The sequence below is a fragment of the Desulfuribacillus alkaliarsenatis genome (genome assembly GCF_001730225.1).
Classification (GTDB): domain Bacteria; phylum Bacillota; class Bacilli; order Desulfuribacillales; family Desulfuribacillaceae; genus Desulfuribacillus; species Desulfuribacillus alkaliarsenatis.
Genome location: NZ_MIJE01000031.1, coordinates 140,143 through 160,050, shown reverse-complemented (window position 1 = coordinate 160,050; position 19,908 = coordinate 140,143). Strand labels below are relative to the sequence as shown.

Here is a 19,908-nt window from a genome sequence, read left to right as displayed (position 1 = left end):
GGGATAGTTCTTATGAAAATTAAACGTATCGGAGTATTAACTGGTGGTGGCGACTGCCCAGGTCTTAACGCAGTCATCCGTGCTGTAGTAAAAACAGCTATTCGTCAATATAACTATGAAGTAGTTGGATTTATCAATGGTTTTGCAGGCATGATTAAAAAAGAATATAGGTTGCTAACAGAGCAAGAGGTTTCGGGAATCCTTCATAGGGGAGGCACTATCTTAGGTACAACCAACCGTGATAACCCGTTTCGCTACGCTGTCAAAGAAAACGGGGAACTCGTATTTAAAGACGTCTCTGAACAAGCTATTGCCAACCTTCAAGAGCTAGGTGTTGACGCTCTCGTAGTTATAGGGGGAGATGGTAGCTTGGCGATTGCCAATGAATTCTACCAAAAAGGTTTGCCTGTAGTAGGTATACCTAAAACTATAGATAATGACCTATCGGCTACAGATACGACCTTTGGCTTTGATACAGCCTTAACAACGGCATCTGAAGCCATAGATAAGTTACATACAACTGCTGAGTCACATCACCGTGTAATGGTACTAGAGGTTATGGGACGCTATGCGGGCTGGATTGCCCTACACGCTGGAATTGCAGGTGGAGCCGACGTGATTTTAATCCCAGAGAAACCATTCACCATTGAGGGCGCATGTGCCAAAATTAAGGAGCGCGCAAGCAAAGGCAAGAAATTTAGTATTGTGGTAGTAGCTGAAGGAGCTACGATTAAAGACGGTGAGCTGGTGGTTCAACGTGTTGTCAAAGAAAGTCACGACTCTATCCGTCTTGGTGGAATTGGTAATCAAATCGGCGAAGCGATTGAGGCGTGTACAGGTATGGAAACACGTGTCACAGTGCTAGGTCACTTGCAACGAGGAGGATCACCGACGGCATTTGATCGCATTCTCAGTACACGCTATGGAGTCGGTGGTGTTGATTTAGTAGCACAAGATAAATTTGGGCAAATGGTAGCACTAAAAGGCACAGACATCGTAGGTGTAACCCTAGAGTCAGCAGTTAGTCAGCTTAAGAAAGTGGATCCTGATGGTGAACTCGTTCATGCTGCAGAATCTGTGGGAATTTGTTTCGGGTGATGTTTAATGAACTTTTACTAGAACTATTGAATAGTTGATAGGGTAATATTTGCACTATATTTGCTGGGATTTTACAATTCTTGATATGTTCTTAATATCTCTCTGATAATTTCTTGATATCTTTTCTGTACAGTTACAGTGCAAGAAAAATTCATGAATAAAGGAGAGATTTATTATGAAAAAGAAGGCAACAAAAATCGTTATCGCGATGGCTGCAAGTGCAATGCTATTAGTAGGTACGGCCTTCGCAGCAGGAGCAGAACCTGTAGGGAAAAACATGACAGGCGAAGGACTAGGGCAAGGAGTTACTAAACACTTCATTACAGACTTTCTAGCAATTGACCCGTTTGAAGCTCGTCAATTTCGTAGTCAAGGGCTTTCAATGGTAGAGATTGCTGAACAAAAAGGTGTTTCCGAAAGCACACTTATTGACGCAGTAGTAGAATTTAAAACAGAAAACATGGGAGAAACTTGTATAGTTGAAGACGTTCGCGAAAAAATAACAGCTAACTTAACGAAAGCACCAGCACCAAGAGCCAATGCAAATCCAGCAGAATTAAGTACAGGTGAGCATAGAGGTGAGCCTGTATATAATCAAATGAGAGGGCAGGCAAGAGGTTGGTAAAGAGAAATATAAAAGCTGAAATATATAAGGAATAATTGAATAAGAAAAATAGAACGTGTCTGCGGTCGCTTTAATAGCAAACTGTGGACACGTTTTATTATCGAAAGGAAACGATTGAAGGATAGCGAATATTTATATAGAGCTTAAAAGTTAAGCTTTAATTTAAAGGACTTTTGAAAGTAGAGATTAGTGTGTGGAAGTATGTGCGAACTAGGAAAGGTGAATACGATTATGACCAAAATGAAAAAAATATCAGAATGGTGCTACCGAAACATCAATGTAAAGATTTTTTTAGCTGTAGCCATTATATTTGTGTTATTTATGATTTTAGTGTTACCTCAGGTAGCTGAACACTCATATGAGGTAACAGGGACAAAGTCATCCCCTGACACTTCTTTTTACTATACAGCTAGCATTCTCTATGAGATTGCAGAAGCCTATGGCGAACAAGGAAGAGTCTACTATATTAGCTCCCGCTTTACCTTTGATGTGATATGGCCAATCGTATATGGAGTATTCCTGATCGCTGCACTAACGTTCGTATATCAGAGAATATCTATAGAAAGTCGTTGGCGTCGTATCCATCTGTTGCCATTTGTGGGGGTAGGCTTTGATTTCTTAGAAAATATTGGCGCATCAATTGTAATGGCTCGCTATCCAAAGACAACACCAATTATTGCCGAACTCACTCCTGTATTTACTTTGCTAAAGTGGATTAGTATTTACGCTAGTTTTTTCTTTCTACTTGTGGGACTAACTTTATGGATGGTAGGATTCTTTAAAAAACTTCAGAGCAATACGAAAAGAATGTAACCGATGCAAGGCTTGTATAGTAATTCAGCTTAACAAACTCCTTTCCCCAATTTTTGAAAACAAACTCCCCTAGTTAGAAATCTATCTTGGTTTAATCACTTCTCCTCAAATCATATTCCCTGAGGCTTATGTCGCCTTGTTAGTGTCAACAAAGTTACGCTGCTTCAAATTCTGTATAAATTAGTTTAGATTGATATTGTCAGATTTTTGTCAGACTAGTTTGATATATTGAGTTATGGACACCGAAGAAGGCGAAGCTTGTACATTAAAAATTGAAGACATGAAGGGAGAGAAGTGTGTAAAATGTTGAAACAAAAAAGATTGCAAAGCATGAGGAAAGGATTGTCTAGATTTTTAGTCTTTGTCATGCTCTGGTCACTACTTGCAGGAGCCTTTCCGTCAGTAGCATTGGCAGGTGCAGATCCAGGCTTAGGAGGACTGCCAGGAGCTTCTACAGAATATGCGGCAGGTGGAAGTGCAGTAGCAATTGCTCCTAATGCAACGATAACAGCAATATCAGGAGTGGATTTCGATGATGTTGCAGACGGTGATGTAATTACGTTTAATGTGAGGATTACGAATGCTGCGGCGGGGGATGAGTTGTCTGAGCCTTCTGTTGCCGGAGTTACTTCAACGTATGACGGGGCAACAGGAGTACTAACAATCGCAAGTGAAGTTAGTGGTGGATTTACTGGAACAGATGCATTTAATGCGATTCAGGAGGCTTTACAGGAAGTTACATATCACAATACGAATCCAGTACCAGTAGAAGGCGAAAGAACTATTGAGATTGCTTTGGAGAGTATTGGGAGTAAGAAGTATTTTCCAGGAACAGGGCATTTGTATGAGGAAGTTTATGAAGGGTATACTGGTGCTCTAGATTTATATGGAGCAATTAGCTGGGAAGATGCAAGAGATGATGCAGCTGAAGAAAATGTAATTGGTCTAGCAGGTTATTTAGCTACAGTTACTTCTGGTGATGAACAACAATTTATTGTTCAAAACGTACTTGGTACAGGTGGAGGGTCAGACGATTTCCATACGTATAATAGTGCGTGGATAGGTGCGGAAAACGATAATCTGGATTTAATATCACATGATTATCGTTGGAAGACTGGACCTGAGACGGGTAACTCGGTTGAAATTGGAGCACTCACTTGGTATCCTACTCATCCATTGGTTAACGGGAAATATCTTTCTCTAATTCGTCATAATGTAAGCTTTGGTCAAGGGTGGACATATTATGAAGCCTACAATTATGCTTCTGCCTATATCGTAGAATACGGTGATACGCCGTTAAACTTACACGGTACGGTTACTGTTGATGTAACTGCAGATTTTGCTGATCTGGGGTTAACAGACTTACCTGGTACAACAATTGAGTTTGCGGCGGCTGGTTCAGAATTGGTTGCACCTGGTGTGGTACTTGCAGGTGATCCTGCTATTAAGAATGATATTGCTGATGGTGAAAGGATTACCTTTGAAGTTAGGATAGCAGAAGGGTTTGATGCAACTGCTGGAGATACGTTATCAGCTCCATCTGGTGCAAATGTAACTTCAACATACAATTCGTCAACAGGAGTTTTAACGATTGTAAGTGATGAAATTAGCAGTTCAGGTTTTACTGGAGCAGATGCTTTTGCTGCAATTCAAGCGGAGTTACGCCAAATCGAATATAGCTCTAATACAGCAGGAGATGTAAAAATCTCAATTGACTTAAGAAGTATCGGCGATAAAAAGTATTTCCGTGGCACAGGGCATTTATATGAGGAAGTATATGGAGGATTTTGGGCATTTAGTTGGAACACTGCGAAAACAGCAGCAGAAGGAAATCAAGTATTAGGCGAACAAGGTTATTTAGCAACAGTTACCTCAGCAGCTGAAAATGCGTTTATTACAAGTCGTGTAATCAATGCTAATGTTTTAGGTGACTCAGGGTTATTTAGCTGGATTGGCGCCCAAAACCGTGCCGTTTGGCCTGCTGGTAACGGAGCATTCCATTGGGAGACAGGTCCAGAAGAAAATGACCAATTTTTCACAGGGAATTACCTTACAGGAACTCCTGTTGAAAGTAGATATAGCAACTGGATGCTCGGGCAACCTCAAGTGTTTGCGCGCGATATAGCAATGAGTAGATATATCGGTAGTTGGATCGCACACTTTGACTTTTATCAAGTTTCAGGCTATATCGTCGAATATGGAACGGGTTCGTTAAATTTACATGGAGATGTGGATGTAAGAGTGACACCAACAGATGGCTTCGGTGTTACACGTGCATTTAATGTTTCTTATGTTCAAGGAGAGCAAGCAAAGCAAATTGCTCCTAGTGTATCGGTTGTAGGAACAGATGGAGAGGTGCTTGGAGACTTTACAGTAGAAATAACAGGTGGTTTTGAAGATGGAGATATATTAGCAGTACCCGCAGTAACTGGCGTTAGTTCATCCTATGATGCTGGAACAGGGGTACTATCACTTTCTACAGATCCAGCTGATTTTGATGCGATTCAAGCAGCACTACGACAAATAACGTTCTATGGAACAGAAGTAGGAACTAGAACAATTACCATTAAACATGATGGAACGGAATTAGATAGCTTTACAGTTGAAGTTACAGCTTCTGATTTCGCAAGTGGAAGTGGTACAGCGGATGATCCGTGGATCATTACAACACCAGAACACTTAGATAATGTACGTAAATATTTGGGATTAGAACATGCGGATAAACATTTTAAATTAGGGAATGACATTGATTTAGCTGATTCAGAATATGTAGATCCACCAAACGGATGGGATCCAATCGGAGACTCAGACGATCCATTCCAAGGCTCATTTAATGGAGATGGTCAATCGATTACAGGTTTATTTATCGACAGAAGTGCTGCTACAAGTGGTGTAGGTTTATTCGGTCAAGTCGGTGAAGCAGGTATCCTTAGCGATGTCCATGTCGTTTTAGATGAGGATGGCGTAGAAGGAAACTTAAGAGTAGGTGGTTTAGTCGGATCGAATAGCGGTACGATTATTCATTGTAGCGTTACAGGTGAACCAGATGGAGCCATTGAAGGTGCGGCTTATATCGGTGGTTTAGTCGGATATAACAATGGAACAGTGTTGAGGTCGTTTGCAACAGTTCCAGCAGGATCGCCTGGAAGAGATTACGCAGGGGGGTTAATCGGACATAATGTAGGAGGAACGATTACCGAATCGTATGCTACAGGTTCAGTTTTAGGTTGGGATAATATCGGAGGATTAGTTGGAGAGAATGACGAGGGATCTATTACGAATTCGTATGCACTAGGTTCAGTTGAAGGTAATAGCAATATTGGAGGATTAATTGGATATAATGACGACGGTGAGATAACAAATACGTATGCGGCAGGATCAGTTACTGGAACTACGAATGTCGGAGGATTAATCGGAGACAACAGTGGTGGTACGGTAAATGATAGCTACTACGATGAAGAAACAACAGGTCAAGAAGATACAGGTAAAGGTATTCCAACATCAACAAATGATATGAAAATTCAAGGTACTTATACACCTGAATGGGATTTCATAGATATTTGGGGTATGGTTGGTCATATGAATGATGGATATCCGTATTTAAGGTGGCAGCAAGTGTCAGGACCACCAGGACCACCAATAGTGTCAGCATACCCAGGTGGAGTTAGTACAGGATTGATTTCATGGGTAGATATTGAGAACAATAAGGTTTTGGGAGACGGTACACAAATAGCTTCATTAGATGACTCAGTCGGATCAGTTAATTGGAATCCTATTGATGCCCAAAATGATTTTATAGCGGATGCGATTAACTTCAATGGTGGCATGGAAGTTGGCAGATACTATACTCGAATTCCTTTTGATATAACTGATACTGCCCGAGAGGTATTCTCGATTCAAGGACCAAAGCAAGGGGTAACTATGAATGGGTTCCCATGGAATTTTGGTGGAGAAGGCGGAGACGCTCAACAAGTAGTTGATATATTTAGATCAGATTTAATTCGAGTTTCTCTAGGTGCATCTGTGAATGAAGATACTCAAAAAGTTAGTGTTGATTCAGGTTTTAGCTTAGGAAACGCAGATCTTTTAAATGTAGTTAGAACAACTAATGAATTAACTGTAGCTTTAAATGGTGTTCAAATAGGTGAAAGAGATGAATTACCAGGAGTGCAATTTGGGGGTGCAGGGGGGATAACTCCTTATTATATAGGAGCAGGTCATAATAGCGTATTCAATGGGTTAATTTCTGAGGTGATTGTTTACAGTCGTGAACTTGATCCAGATGAAAAGCTAAGAGTGAACAGTTATCTAGCTTTAAAATATGGTCTTACGTTGGATAGTAACTATGTTGCTAGTAACGGTACAACTACAATGTGGACATCGGCTAGTAATGATGGCTACGGACACCGCATTACAGGTATCGGTCGTGATGATGATAGTGGATTGCTACAAAAACAATCGAAATCTCAAGCGAACGGTACAAATGTAACGATTGCATTAGGTGATAGTATTGCAGCAACAAATGCTGAGAATGCTAATAATATCGACTCTGATTTATCTTTCTTCGTGTTTAGTGATAATGGTGAAGACGCTAATTATATTGTGAGTACGATTGAAGAACCAGATACAAGTGCACCATTGAACCGAATGGAACGTGTGTATAAAGTCGAGAAGACGAATTGGACAGATACAGATGTAACATTGAAATTGGATGGAACAGAAGATCTCGGTGATATTTATTTAGTGACAAGTACAGATGGAACAACATTTGCTAATCCAACATCTGCTCGTAAATTGGATGAACATGGTGAGATAACGGTAGACAGTTCAGAACTACAGTATTTCACGTTTGCAAAAGTTAGTGAAATACCAGCAGCTCCAACAGGTTTAACAGCAGTAGCACCAACAACATCAGCGAATGATGATGGTCAAATTACGGGTGTAAGTGATGCGTTAGAATACCGCCTACAACCAAGTGGAGCCTGGGTATCAGTACCAACAGGAGCGAATGAAATTACAGGTCTAGCACCAGGCACATATGAAGTAAGGGTAGCAGAAGATGGAGATACGCCAGCAGGAGCAATTACAGAAATAGTAGTGCCAGAAGTACCAGCAGCACCAACTGGGCTGACTGCAGTAGCCCCAACAACATCAGCGAATGATGATGGTCAAATTACGGGTGTAAGTGATGCGTTAGAATACCGCCTACAACCAAGTGGAGCCTGGGTATCAGTACCAACAGGAGCGAATGAAATTACAGGTCTAGCACCAGGCACATATGAAGTAAGGGTAGCAGAAGATGGAGATACGCCAGCAGGAGCAATTACAGAAATTACGGTACCTGGATACACGGCACCTCCAGCAGATGATGACGATAGTTCAGGAGATGATGGTGGTAGTACAGTACCTCCTACAGATGATGACGGTACAACAACACCTGCAACAGAAGTAATTACTGTCGATGTAGAAGTAGATGGTATTACAGGAAGCGATGTAGCAACAAGAATTCCAATCTCAAGAGAGACACAAGCTAATGGCTCCAAGCATGATAGTGTATCATTAACTGTCGATCAAGCTAGAGAGGCTGTACAAACTGCAGTCAATTCAGAAAGAAACATTGCAAGAATTGTTATTCCAGATGCGAACGATGAAGTTTCGCAAGTCGAAGTAAATGTTGAATTACAATCTGTACAAGAAATTTCTGCACAGAGTGTTAACTTAGAGGTGCTTACTGACAATGTACGTATCTTAATTCCAAGCAGTTCACTTGACGGAGTAGCAAATGATTTATACTTCCGTTTAGTGCCAGTTAAAGAAGTAGGAGAGCGTCAATTGGTAGAAGAGCGTGCAAGGGTAGAACGGTCTGTCCAATCAGTTGCTAGAGGAAGAGATGTAAATGTCGTTGCTCGTCCGATGACAATTGAGACTAACTTACAAAGTCGCCCAGTCACATTAACGTTACCATTACGTGATGTGGAATTACCAACGAATGCACAAGAGCGTCAAGAATACCTTAATAAACTAATTATCTTCGTAGAACATAGTGATGGAGATAAAGAGTTATTAATTCCTAGAGTTGTAGAATACAAGCAAGGTCAACTTGGATTAGAATTTGGTGTGACGAAGTTTAGTACATTCTCTATTCTTGAAATGGAAGGCTGGCAAGATAGTTATTTTGGAGCCTATATTAAAGGGTACGAGGATGGAACATTTAGACCAGCGAACGCTGTAACTCGTGCTGAAATAGCAGCGATGGTTGCGAGAAACCTACGTTATGATGACACACAACAAGTAACGCATGATCCATTTAAAGATGTAGCTTCATCGCATTGGGCGGCAAATGCCATTGCATTTGTTAAGCAAGAAGGCTTCATGCTAGGTGATGCAACGGGTGCATTTAACCCATCAGCACCAATTACACGAGCTGAAATGGTAACGGTTATTGCTCGTTATCAACAACTAGCATTACTGTCAGAAGCAGAAAGTGCAAAAGCGTTCCCAGATATTGCGGAACACTGGGCAGTGAAGGAGATTGCTGCCGTGAAGTCGCAAAATATTGTAAATGGATATGAAGACGGGAAATTCCGACCGAACGATAATTTAACTCGTGCAGAGGCTGTCAAAGTAATCAATTTAATGTTTGAGCGTCCATCCTATTCAGGAGTGATGACACCAAGCTTTACAGATGTTCAAACAACACACTGGGCGTATATTGATATTGAAGAAGCGTCTCGTGATTACTTTTTAATCGAGCAATAAAGTAAATTTTAACAGAATAATAAAATGCAAATTTTTATCTAAGGGTAGTCTAAAAGTAATGGAAAATTGCGTACAAATAAAGTGGTTATATATCATGGTGTTTGTAGCAATAGACATATTTTAGACACCCTTTTTTATTTGGAAAAAGTATTGTCATTACAATAGTATAAACGTTATTATTTGTTATAATGATTATAAGCATTTATCACTATAAAAATTTTTAGCATTTCAATGATTTGTTTAATGCCGATTAACATAATTATAGTGCTTACAGTGGTATAAAGAGGTGAATAAAATGTACCATCAAAAGAAGTTGGAAAATAATAGTTACTACTTTATATTATCAATTGGTATTTTTGTCATATTTGTATTGTCTATGTTTATAAGTATAGACGAATCTGGTCAACCTCAAGCAGAAAGAGGAACATTAGATTTAAGTGGATGGAATTTGGAGCAGGAGGGGATAATCCAATTAAATGGATATTGGGAGTTTTATCCACGAAAGTTGTATGAGCCAACAGACTTTACTATACAAGAATCATTTAACAAAGAATACAAATATGTGCCGAGTGGCTGGCATTTTCTTGATGAGTTTGGGAATAATAGTCCTTTCGGATATGCAACATACCGACTTAATGTGATTAATTTACAGGAGAATGAACAGCTAGGATTAAAGGTTATGGGCATCCGTTATTCTTATAAAGTCTTTGTCGATGGAGTTGAAGTATTGGCTTCGGGTCATCCTAGTACGTCTAGAAAAGACTACGAAATGAAGAATATACCAAAGCAAGCTATTTTTACTCCAAAGCAAGATTCTGTTGAAATTGTTATTCAGGCAGCGAACTTTGACTATATATCAAGTGGAATCGGAATACCCATTTATTTTGGTCATGCACAAGATATTTTATTAAAGACGAAGAGGAATATATTCTTAGAAACAGCAGGAGCTGCATTCTTTCTAGTTTTGGGGATATGTTATATTTCAATATATTGGATGGCTCGCCGAGATTTGAATTATTTTTATGCAGGATCTGCTTTCCTTATTTTCTCAGTACTTATTTCTATGTATGGCCAAAGCATTTTCGTGCAAATGTTTCCTGATGTAAATTTTAATTTGTATTTAAAGGTTAAGATGGCAGTAACATTTATTGTTATTCCATTTATAATGAATTACATGCGAACGGTACTTTCTGAATGGAAATATAGCAAAATTTTCTACATTCCTATTATTCTCTTTGGAGGGTATTGTTTAAGTATTATTATCCTTCCTACACATTATTATTTTTTAGCTTTTTCGTTTATTATGCCGTTAGTTATTGCATTTTTAATTATAACGTGGATTATTGCGCTTTATCATGAGCGCCGAGGGTTTTACGGTAAGTTAAGTAAGAATGAAATGCGTTTTATAGTCATTATTTTGCAAATAATTAGCTTAATGTGCCTGGATGCGATTTTATACTATTATAGTATGAAAAATAATAATTATTTTGGCATAGCTGCGACATTATTTCTAGCTTTAGTGATTTCGATCTTCTTAGCATACAACTATTTTCGGGCATACTTAACAATGGAAGATCAGACGAAACAGCTAAAGAAAGCAGATAAAATGAAGGACGATTTCTTATTTCGAACATCTCATGAATTAATAACTCCATTACACGGAATCATTAGCATTTCAGAGACGCTACTACAAGATAAAAAGAATGAGCTTACTCCTAACTTAGAGGAGCGATTGGAATTAATACAGTCCACATCGTATCGGTTAGTTAATCTAGTCAATGATATACTAGACTTTGCACGGATTAAAGAAGGATACTTACATATTGTCATGGCAAAAATAGATATTCGAAATATCGTTAATATTATTTCAGAAATTTTCAACCATTCTTTAGTGCGAAAAGGCAACCAACTAAGTGTCAATATAAATGCAGATGCTCACTGTATATTGGCAGATGAAAATCGCGTATTCCAAGTGTTAGCGAACTTAGTCAACAATAGCTTAAAAAATACGACACAAGGAATAATTCGAATCAGCAGTGAGGTACAAGGGGAGAAAATTATTGTCTATGTTGAAGATAATGGAGTAGGAATTCCCCTCCATGAACAAGAACATATCTTACTACCATATGTGCAAGGTGAGAGCAATATGGGAAGTAAAGGGTTAGGACTCGGTTTGTCTATCAGTAAGGAGCTAATGGAATTAATGGGTGGTGCTTTGTCGTTGGAGTGGTCTGAAGAAGGCAAGGGAACTTGTTTTCGATTGGAGTTTCAGGCACCTTCTACACAGGATTCGCCCGCTCAGGAAGCCCATAAGATGATAATTAATGGAGATGAAATAGAAAAACGCTCATTAGACTCAACTAAAATAACAAAGAACTATAAAGTGCTAGTAGTCGATGATGAAGAATTGAATGTTGAAGTACATTCATCATTATTGAAAGCTGATGGATATGAAGTATATGAAGCCTTCTCTGGGGAAGAAGCCTTGCAATTGCTAGAGAACAATAAGCTAGATATAATTTTACTAGATGTAATGTTACCAAAAATGTCAGGATATGATGTATGCCGGAAGATTAGAGAAAACTATTCTATTTTAGAGCTACCTATCCTATTTAACTCTGTTCGGAGTCGTCCTGAGGATGTCGCGGCAGGCTTAGCTGTAGGTGGTAATGACTTTATAATCAAACCATATGATTCAGGAGAATTAAAGGCTCGTGTTCAAACATTACTATTGATGAAACAGCTATATGTTGATGCGATGAGAAATGAAATGGCATATAGACAATCACAAATCAAGCCTCACTTTGTCTATAATGCCTTAAATTCAATTACATCTTTATGTTACGTCGATGGGGAAAAAGCGGCAGAGCTATTAGCAAATTTCAGCAAATATTTGCGTATTATTTTCACCCTTGACCATAGTAATGTGATGATTTCTGTTGAACAAGAAATAGACCTAATAAACGCATACATTGAAATAGAGAAAGTTCGATATGGCAATCGTTTAAAGGTAAAAACATCTATAGATGAACACTTGATGAGTTGCAAAATATTACCGCTTATCATAGAGCCTTTAGTTGAAAATGCGATTTTGCATGGTATTTCAAAAAAGGATAAGGGTGGTGAAGTTATACTTTCGATAAGTCTTCATGGGGATAAAATTAAAATTCAAATAAAGGATAATGGAATAGGGATGTCCAATGAAAAGATAGAAGAAAGTCTGAACAATAATCTTTCTAGTGACGGTATTGGAATAAATAATATTAATGAACGGTTAAAAATGATTGAGGATAGCTCATTGATTATTGATAGCAAGAAGGGCAAGGGAACTAACATTACAATGTATTTTCCGCTCATTTATTAGATAAGAGGTTAAGAAGCTATACAATACAGTGCGTATAAAGTGTAGGGGGGATATCCCCCTTTTTTGCTGTTAATGAAGAACCGTATGCCGCGCCCAATCCACAAATTTTCATTTATAGACATATTTTATAAAAAGTTGAATCATGACTTCAGAAGGAAGTAAATCTAATTCTTCCACCATCGTTTTTTCATATTGTCTGAGCAACTTTACAATTGAAGCCCTGTCATTCAATTTTGCGTAAATATCAACTAACAGTCTGTAATACCTTTCTTCATGTGGGAACCACCTAATCTTTTTTTTCAAAAGTCGAATCGTTTGCGTATCTTCACCTTTGCTTATGTAATAATGAAGCAGTTTATCGGCAAGTATTTGATAATTTTCATTTATCTGTTCACGAAGACCAGCATCCCATAAATAATACCGATCTGAGAATAAACTCCCTTCAAACAATGCTTCCATTGTTTCGAAGCTAGTCAGAGTCTGTTCATTGACAGTCGCATCTGTTTTTACAAAACTGTTCAGTTGTTGATAATCCACAAGCTGTTGTGTTAGGTCGAATTCCAGATAACATGAATGTTGATCGCTAGATATTTGGAAAGGTAGCTTCTCACTTTCAATCGTCTTCTTCATTCTGTAGATTGACGTATACAAATTGCTCTTAGCATTTTTCGGTGGCATGTCAGACCAGAGCAACTCACACAACTCCCACTTACCTACAGGCTTCCCTTCTTGAACCAGTAAGTAAGCGAACAATTCTTCGACTTTTGCTGTGGGGAATTTTACCGCTTTTGTTGGTGAGTAACCGCTTAGCACGATAAAGCTTCCCAAAGTACGCACTCTCAGCGGGCACTCAATAAGTTCAGGGGTGGCATACTTTAGTTTCGCCGACTGGAGGTTAATTTTATCGGTAATCTTCCTCAAAACCCTTTCTACATCAAGTTTGGTAAATGGTTTTAAAACATAATCAAGTGCTTCAACTTCAAAAGCTTCAACCGCATAGTCCCTGTAGCCTGTCACAAAAACAACCTCAACTTGAGGAATCTTTTGTTTCAAACATTGCACTAACTGCAGCCCATTTAATCCAGGCATTTCTATATCGACAAAAGCAACATTGACCTGGTTCAACCCATTGTTGTTCTCACCTTGTTGCAATAGCTCCAACAACTGCTGCGGGAGAGAAAACACACCTGCAATCTCCACTTTGTTCGTAGCTGCCAATAGTCTTTCTAGTCGGGCGCACGATAGTTCTTCGTCATCAATGATGATGGTTTGTAACATTCCTCAGCTCTCCTCACTTCCCCATAAATATATCAGCAGAAAACAAATCGTAAGCACTGAATGTATTGTTAATAAATAATAAAATATCTGTTTTGTAGTTGTCAATAATTTGAAGCATTTTTTCTATGAGTATTCCAACGAGCTTTGTCAGATTTTTGTCAGATTACTTTATTATAATAGGTCTAATCTGTCGAGCGAATGGGGGAGAAACAAATTCAGTCACATAAAAAAATGATAAAGGTATTGTTATATGGATTATTGATTGTTGGATTACTCTTTATCCTTAGCCCCGATATCGATGCGTGGATTACTCAGAAAAAACAGAAAGGAATGGTAGATGACTGGAAAAACAAAGTCGAAGCATATTCAGTAGAGCAAGACGATGAGCTTTGGGAAGAAGTGCTCCCGATTTCAGGTGTGATAGATTTAACTGAGCAGCCTGAAGAATTGGAGTCCACTTCAGCACAGGACGAGGACGTCGAGAAGGATTTGCAACAACTGATACAAGAAATCAATGGCCAGCAAGTTAAAGGTTTATTGAGGATCCCTAAGATTGACTACCAAGGAGTAATTATTCCAGGTACCAGTGAGCGTGCTCTGTCACTTGGGGTAGGAACTGTTGTCAAGGGTCGAGCACCTGGCAAGGGTAACTTTGTTCTGGCAGGTCACCGAAGTTTAACCTATGGGCACCAATTTAATAGATTAGGAGAATTGAAGATTGACGACTCGATTGAGATAGAGACATTAGATAATGTGTACTCCTATGTAGTCTCAGACATTCTTATTGTAGAGCCAACCGATCTGTTCGTACTACAAGATTCTACTGAACACGCAATCTTAACTCTAATCACTTGTGAACCGTTGGTTAGGGATGCTCCCTATCGATTAATTATTAAAGCAACAATGTTATAGAAAGTAGAAGAGATAGAAGAGGTGAGAAAAATTGATTAGTAGATACAAAGTATTATCAAGGGTTATGAGAGAAAAGGCAAGGCGTCAGTATAGAAACAAGCATCGTTATGTGGCAACATTGATTATTATGCTGATGATGTTTTCTAGTTTTGTGCCGACGTTTCAGCATTCTGTCTATTCTAGTGGTACAGGGGTCTATGATAAATTGATGGACTTCGAAAGCACTGTTCAACAGAATGGGACTGTTATAGAAGAGGGGGAGACACTTGACAGTGGAGATCCTGTGAATGTAGTAGTATCCTTTCGTGTGCCAGTCCAAGGAGATGTTGATACTGCAGAAATAAGTGATGGAGATCAGATAGTTAAAGGAGACTCGGTTTCATTCCAACTTGCTTTAGGATTTACATTAACATCTGGGGCAGGTCCCTTTAGTTTGGAGTTTGGAGGCGTAACTATCGGAACTCTGTCACTTACAACTGATCCTGTAACAAGAACAAGTACAGTAACTATCGACTTTGATGGTGATGATGAGGTTTATGATGGAACATGGAATACGGTTATATGCACCTTTAACGCAACATTAGCTTATGATGGCTCAGGTGGAAATGATTCAGTTGGTGATCATTTTGTTCAATTATTAGGTAAAGAGTTCACAGTTAATATTCCACCACTACCTGTTGAAATTACAGGTAGTAAATCAGGTGAACGTGATGGTCAGTTTATTGATTGGATAGTAGAGGTGACTGCAAAGCAAGGAGATGACGATTATGATTTAGATGGTTATCGTTTTTCTGATGTTTTAACCAATGTGGGAACATATGTTGAGGATAGCTTTAGAATCGGTGAGAGCGCAAATTATAATGATGCTACGGCAGTTCTAGATGGAGAAGTTTTGGATGATGGAAACTTATCGTATGTTTTTCCTGCTGGTAATGTAGGAACACGTTATATTTTCTTTAGAACCCAAATTGGCGATGACGTATTCTATGATAACGGTAATAAGACAATTACGAATACTGCTAGAGTATTTGATGGCGTTGAAGAAAAGTGGTCAGGAAGTGGCAGTGTTAGTTTTAATATAGAGTGGATTAACAAAGAAGCTACTGATATTAATGTCAACTATGTTGCGAATACAGCGGAATTGACATGGGTAATCACGGCGAATAATTTAGGTGCATCGCTTAATGATGTTGTAATTACTGATGTGCTGGATAGTAAATTGATTTTTGATTCCGCTGAGGGTTTCACATGGGATGGTGCTGATTGGGTATCTGCTGGAACTTGGAGTTCTGTCCCTGCAGGAGGGGAGTATGATTTCGGTAATATTAGCACTCCGATCCAATTAAAAATTACGGCTGTAGTTGACACAGATGACTATAACATAGGACACACGGTACAGACAATCAATAATCAGGCAAGTATTAGCTGGGCTGGTTATAGTGGGCCAGGCAATGGAATCGGCACTGGTAACGTTTCAGTAGGCATAGGGCAAAATCCTATTTCGAAAAGTGCAGGCACTTACAACCAGTCAACTCACACTATTCCATGGACTGTAACTGTAGGACAATCGGATGTCGCAGTAAATTTGCGTGTATTAGATTTATTGGTTTATGGTTCTAGTGGATTTGATGTCAATGCTACATACACTGTAGTCGGGAATGAGGGGGCTGGTCTAAAACATGTTACTGCAGGTAATATTGCCAACCTTACCCCTCGATATAATCAAAAGTATAGAAGTGGTAGTTTCGCTACTTCTGATGGATTAGAAGTGGTAGTATACACCTTGCAAGATGAACTTGGAAATGATGTTGCAGATTTGCTCGTAGTAACTGGAGGTGGAGGTGCTGAAATTGATGCATCAACAAGTAAGACCTTTACTTATGACACGATAGTGACAAATCCAGATATATATGCAGCCGCCAATGGCAATACAACTATCTACAACACAGCTAGTTTGTTCAGTGCTAATCAACTATTAAATTCAAGGACTGCTAATGTTCAGGCAAGGTCACATATGTTAAGTAAAGATATGCTGACGGTGGCGAATGCTAGTGACCCTGATGGCAACAAAAATACTAATGCAGCAGGAAACAGTAGTGGATTTAATTATATTGACAAAACAGTTGTGTTCCGTCTCCATATTAATGCGAATGATATTGCTGGTGGTGCAACTAATGGTATTACAGCAGTGCCAGGTACTACCCTTGGAGCAATAACGGTGACCGATACACTTCCAGCAGGTTGGGAGTTTATCGAAATTGAGACAGGGAAGAATTTCTTGATATATGAAGGAACAGGCCATAGTAATGGCAATATTGATGCTGGCGGCGTGCCTAGTAATCTCTCCTTTATAAGTGATGATTTTTCAACGCCAGGAGAAGCAACCTTTACCTTTTCGTCTCTCGACAATCCATATGTAATCTTATTGAAAGCTCAACCAACTAGCCAAACTGTAGAAGGGTTTTTCAATGATAATAAGAATACGACGGTAACTAATAACGTAAGTCTATCTGCAGAAAATGGAATCACTAGTACGACGGCAACTCAGAATGTGACTATTAACAGCACAATTTTGAGTAAGGACTCTCCAACGGTCAGTGATGGAACACTGACATGGACAGTCGAATACAAGCCATATGGTATAGAGTTTCCAGGGACAATAATTGAAGATACCATACCAGTCGGAATGGAATTACGGACAGATGCTGACGGTGTTGTGGACATAACTGATAATAACATTAGTGCAATTGAATTAAACCTAAACGCTAATGGCAGTTATTCCGATGGAGCTGTTGTTCCACTGACACTTGGAGGTAATATTCATTACGATAATGCAACGCGTATACTTTCATTTGATATACCTGATACAGCAAAAGCTTATAGGTTAACCTACAAGACAGATATTACTGGAAATAGTGGGACGACATTAACTAACTCAGTAAGATTAACAAATAGTAGTGCAACACCTAGCGCTATTGAAGAGAATTACACAGTTTCTTCTGCAGATGTCACTGCAACAATGAACAAAAGTGGCTGGGTTGAGATAACGAAACTAGATGGGAATAGTGACCCACTTGCTGGGGCAGTATTTGAGATGCTAAATGCTAGTGGCCAGACAGTACTTCGCTCTGGAACAACTGACTCTAATGGGAAGCTCTTCCTACGCGGGTTGCCTGTGGGAACGTATATATTGAAAGAGGTATCGGCTCCAGCAGGATATAATTTGATTGCTGACGAATATACAGTGGTTGTTAATTCAGATAATACACCGATGGCTTCAATTGATGGCAGCACTGGCTCAGATAGCAATAAAATTACAGTCACTAACTATTTAACTGGAACTGTTGGTAGTATAGAGATACAAAAAAATCTAGCAGGCAACGCTGCAAGTACCACAAAAGAATTTGACTTCGAAATCACTGTTACTGGTTTAGCAGACGACACTTACGCGTACGTAGGTTCAGGCGGAAAAGCAAATGGTAATTTAACTTTCGCGGGTGAGAAAGCTACTTTTACGCTCAAAGGTGGAGAAGGAATTACAATTTTGAATTTACCGAAAGACCTTGATTATGAGGTATCAGAAGCAGATTACTCAGCCGATGGATATAGCACGACAAAGAGCAATGAAACTGGTACCATAGTTGCTGACGCAACGCAAACGGTTTCTTTTACAAACACAAGGAATACAGGTAGCCTAGAAATTAAAAAGAACCTTGCAGGTAATGCAGCAAGCACGACGAAAGACTTTGAATTTGAGATTACCATTTCTGGTTTGGTAGACGGTGACTACGCCTATGTAGGATCAGGTGGCAAAGCAAGTGGAAGTCTGACTTTCACTAATGAAATTGCTGAAGTAATACTTAGGGGTGGAGAAGGAATAATAATTTCAGATCTGCTAGAAGGTTTGAGTTATACCGTGTCAGAAGCAGACTATTCAGCAGAAGGATATAGCACGACAAAAAGTAATGAAACTGGCACCATAGTTGCTGACGCAACACAAACGGTTTCTTTTACAAATACAAGGAATACAGGTAGCCTAGAAATTAATAAGAATCTAGCAGGCAATGCAGCAAGCGCGACGAAAGAATTTGAATTCGAGATTACCATTTCTGGTTTGGCAGACGGAGATTACGCCTATGTAGGATCAGGTGGTAAAGCAAGTGGAAGTCTGACTTTCACTGATGAAATTGCTGACGTAATACTTCGGGGCGGAGAAGGAATTACAATTCCAGACTTGCTAGAAGGTTTGAGTTTTGCGGTATCAGAGGCAGATTACTCAGCAGAAGGATATAGCACGACAAAAAGCAATGAAACTGGCACCATAGTTGCTGACCAAACTATTACAGTAACTTTCACTAACACTAGAAATGTGTTCAGCGGAGGAGGCGGTGGATTTGTCCAGCCACCACAGCCAGTAGAGCCTGAGCCGATTGTACCAGAGCAAGTACAACCGCCAGAGCAAGAGCCACCAGAACCGAACGTACCTACACAAGAACAACCGCTTGATCCATCGGTAGTACCAGAGGAACCAGCACAAACGGTTCCAGAAGGTAGCATAGAGACTCCACCACAACCAGAGACACCTAGTGCTCAGATAGAAGGTTTAATCTGGCTTGATTTAAATCAAGATGGAGTAATTGACGATAATGAGATAGGGATTGATGGGGTAGTTATCAATGTTTATAGTTCAGTAGGAGAGTTAGTGGCAACTACCGTAACAACAACAAAAGACGGGGTACCAGGTTATTACTCTACTGATAACCTTCCATTAGGTGAATATACGATTAAAGCGGTATTGCCAGGAACAAACACGGAGGTTGTTATTAGTAGTATGGTCGTTCTAGACGCTTCTAATAACATAGCTAGAGTTGATGCTCCTGTAATTGAATATGAAGGTATATATGTACTACCTAAGACGGGAGAATCGAGAGCTATATTACCAACACTAGGACTTCTGCTTATCGTGTTTGCAGTTTTCTCTCTTGTCTTAATAAAACGAAAAGAACGAATAGATATAAAACAGTTTTAAATAATCGAGCCGAAAGGCTCTTTTTTTCTG

At 39.3% G+C, this 19,908-nt stretch carries 8 protein-coding genes; 7 read left to right on the top strand and 1 reads right to left on the bottom strand.

The features are described 5' to 3' along the window. Positions 1 to 12: 12 nt before the first annotated feature. The 5 genes from BHF68_RS10430 (at position 13) to BHF68_RS10410 (ending at position 12,659) form a co-directional block, all read left to right on the top strand. A complete protein-coding gene (locus BHF68_RS10430) occupies positions 13 to 1,098 on the top strand; it encodes a 6-phosphofructokinase (protein ID WP_069643589.1) in 1,086 nt (361 codons plus the stop codon). A gap of 175 nt (positions 1,099 to 1,273) precedes the next feature. After that, a complete protein-coding gene (locus BHF68_RS10425) occupies positions 1,274 to 1,723 on the top strand; it encodes a hypothetical protein (RefSeq protein WP_069643588.1) in 450 nt (149 codons plus the stop codon). Positions 1,724 to 1,954: 231 nt separating this feature from the next. Next, a complete protein-coding gene (locus BHF68_RS10420) occupies positions 1,955 to 2,536 on the top strand; it encodes a hypothetical protein (protein WP_069643587.1) in 582 nt (193 codons plus the stop codon). 303 nt (positions 2,537 to 2,839) lie between these two features. After that, positions 2,840 to 9,295, top strand: coding sequence for a DUF8202 domain-containing protein (locus BHF68_RS10415; RefSeq protein WP_069643586.1), 6,456 nt, complete (start codon positions 2,840 to 2,842; stop codon positions 9,293 to 9,295). Positions 9,296 to 9,590: 295 nt separating this feature from the next. Then, positions 9,591 to 12,659: a hybrid sensor histidine kinase/response regulator gene (locus BHF68_RS10410; protein ID WP_069643585.1), complete on the top strand. Its 3,069-nt coding sequence runs from the start codon at positions 9,591 to 9,593 to the stop codon at positions 12,657 to 12,659. A gap of 108 nt (positions 12,660 to 12,767) precedes the next feature. Here the strand turns inward: BHF68_RS10410 and BHF68_RS10405 are convergent, their stop codons facing one another. After that, complete coding sequence (locus BHF68_RS10405) at positions 12,768 to 13,937, bottom strand: response regulator (protein ID WP_069643584.1); 1,170 nt, start codon at positions 13,935 to 13,937, stop codon at positions 12,768 to 12,770. A 198-nt stretch (positions 13,938 to 14,135) separates the two neighbouring features. Between BHF68_RS10405 and BHF68_RS10400 the strand changes: the two genes are divergently transcribed. Further along, entirely contained in the window at positions 14,136 to 14,849 is a 714-nt protein-coding gene (locus tag BHF68_RS10400) for a class D sortase (protein ID WP_084019370.1), read from the top strand. A gap of 31 nt (positions 14,850 to 14,880) precedes the next feature. After that, positions 14,881 to 19,878 (top strand): DUF7601 domain-containing protein, encoded by a 4,998-nt coding sequence (locus BHF68_RS10395; protein ID WP_069643582.1) that lies wholly within the window; start codon positions 14,881 to 14,883, stop codon positions 19,876 to 19,878. Positions 19,879 to 19,908: the final 30 nt, after the last annotated feature.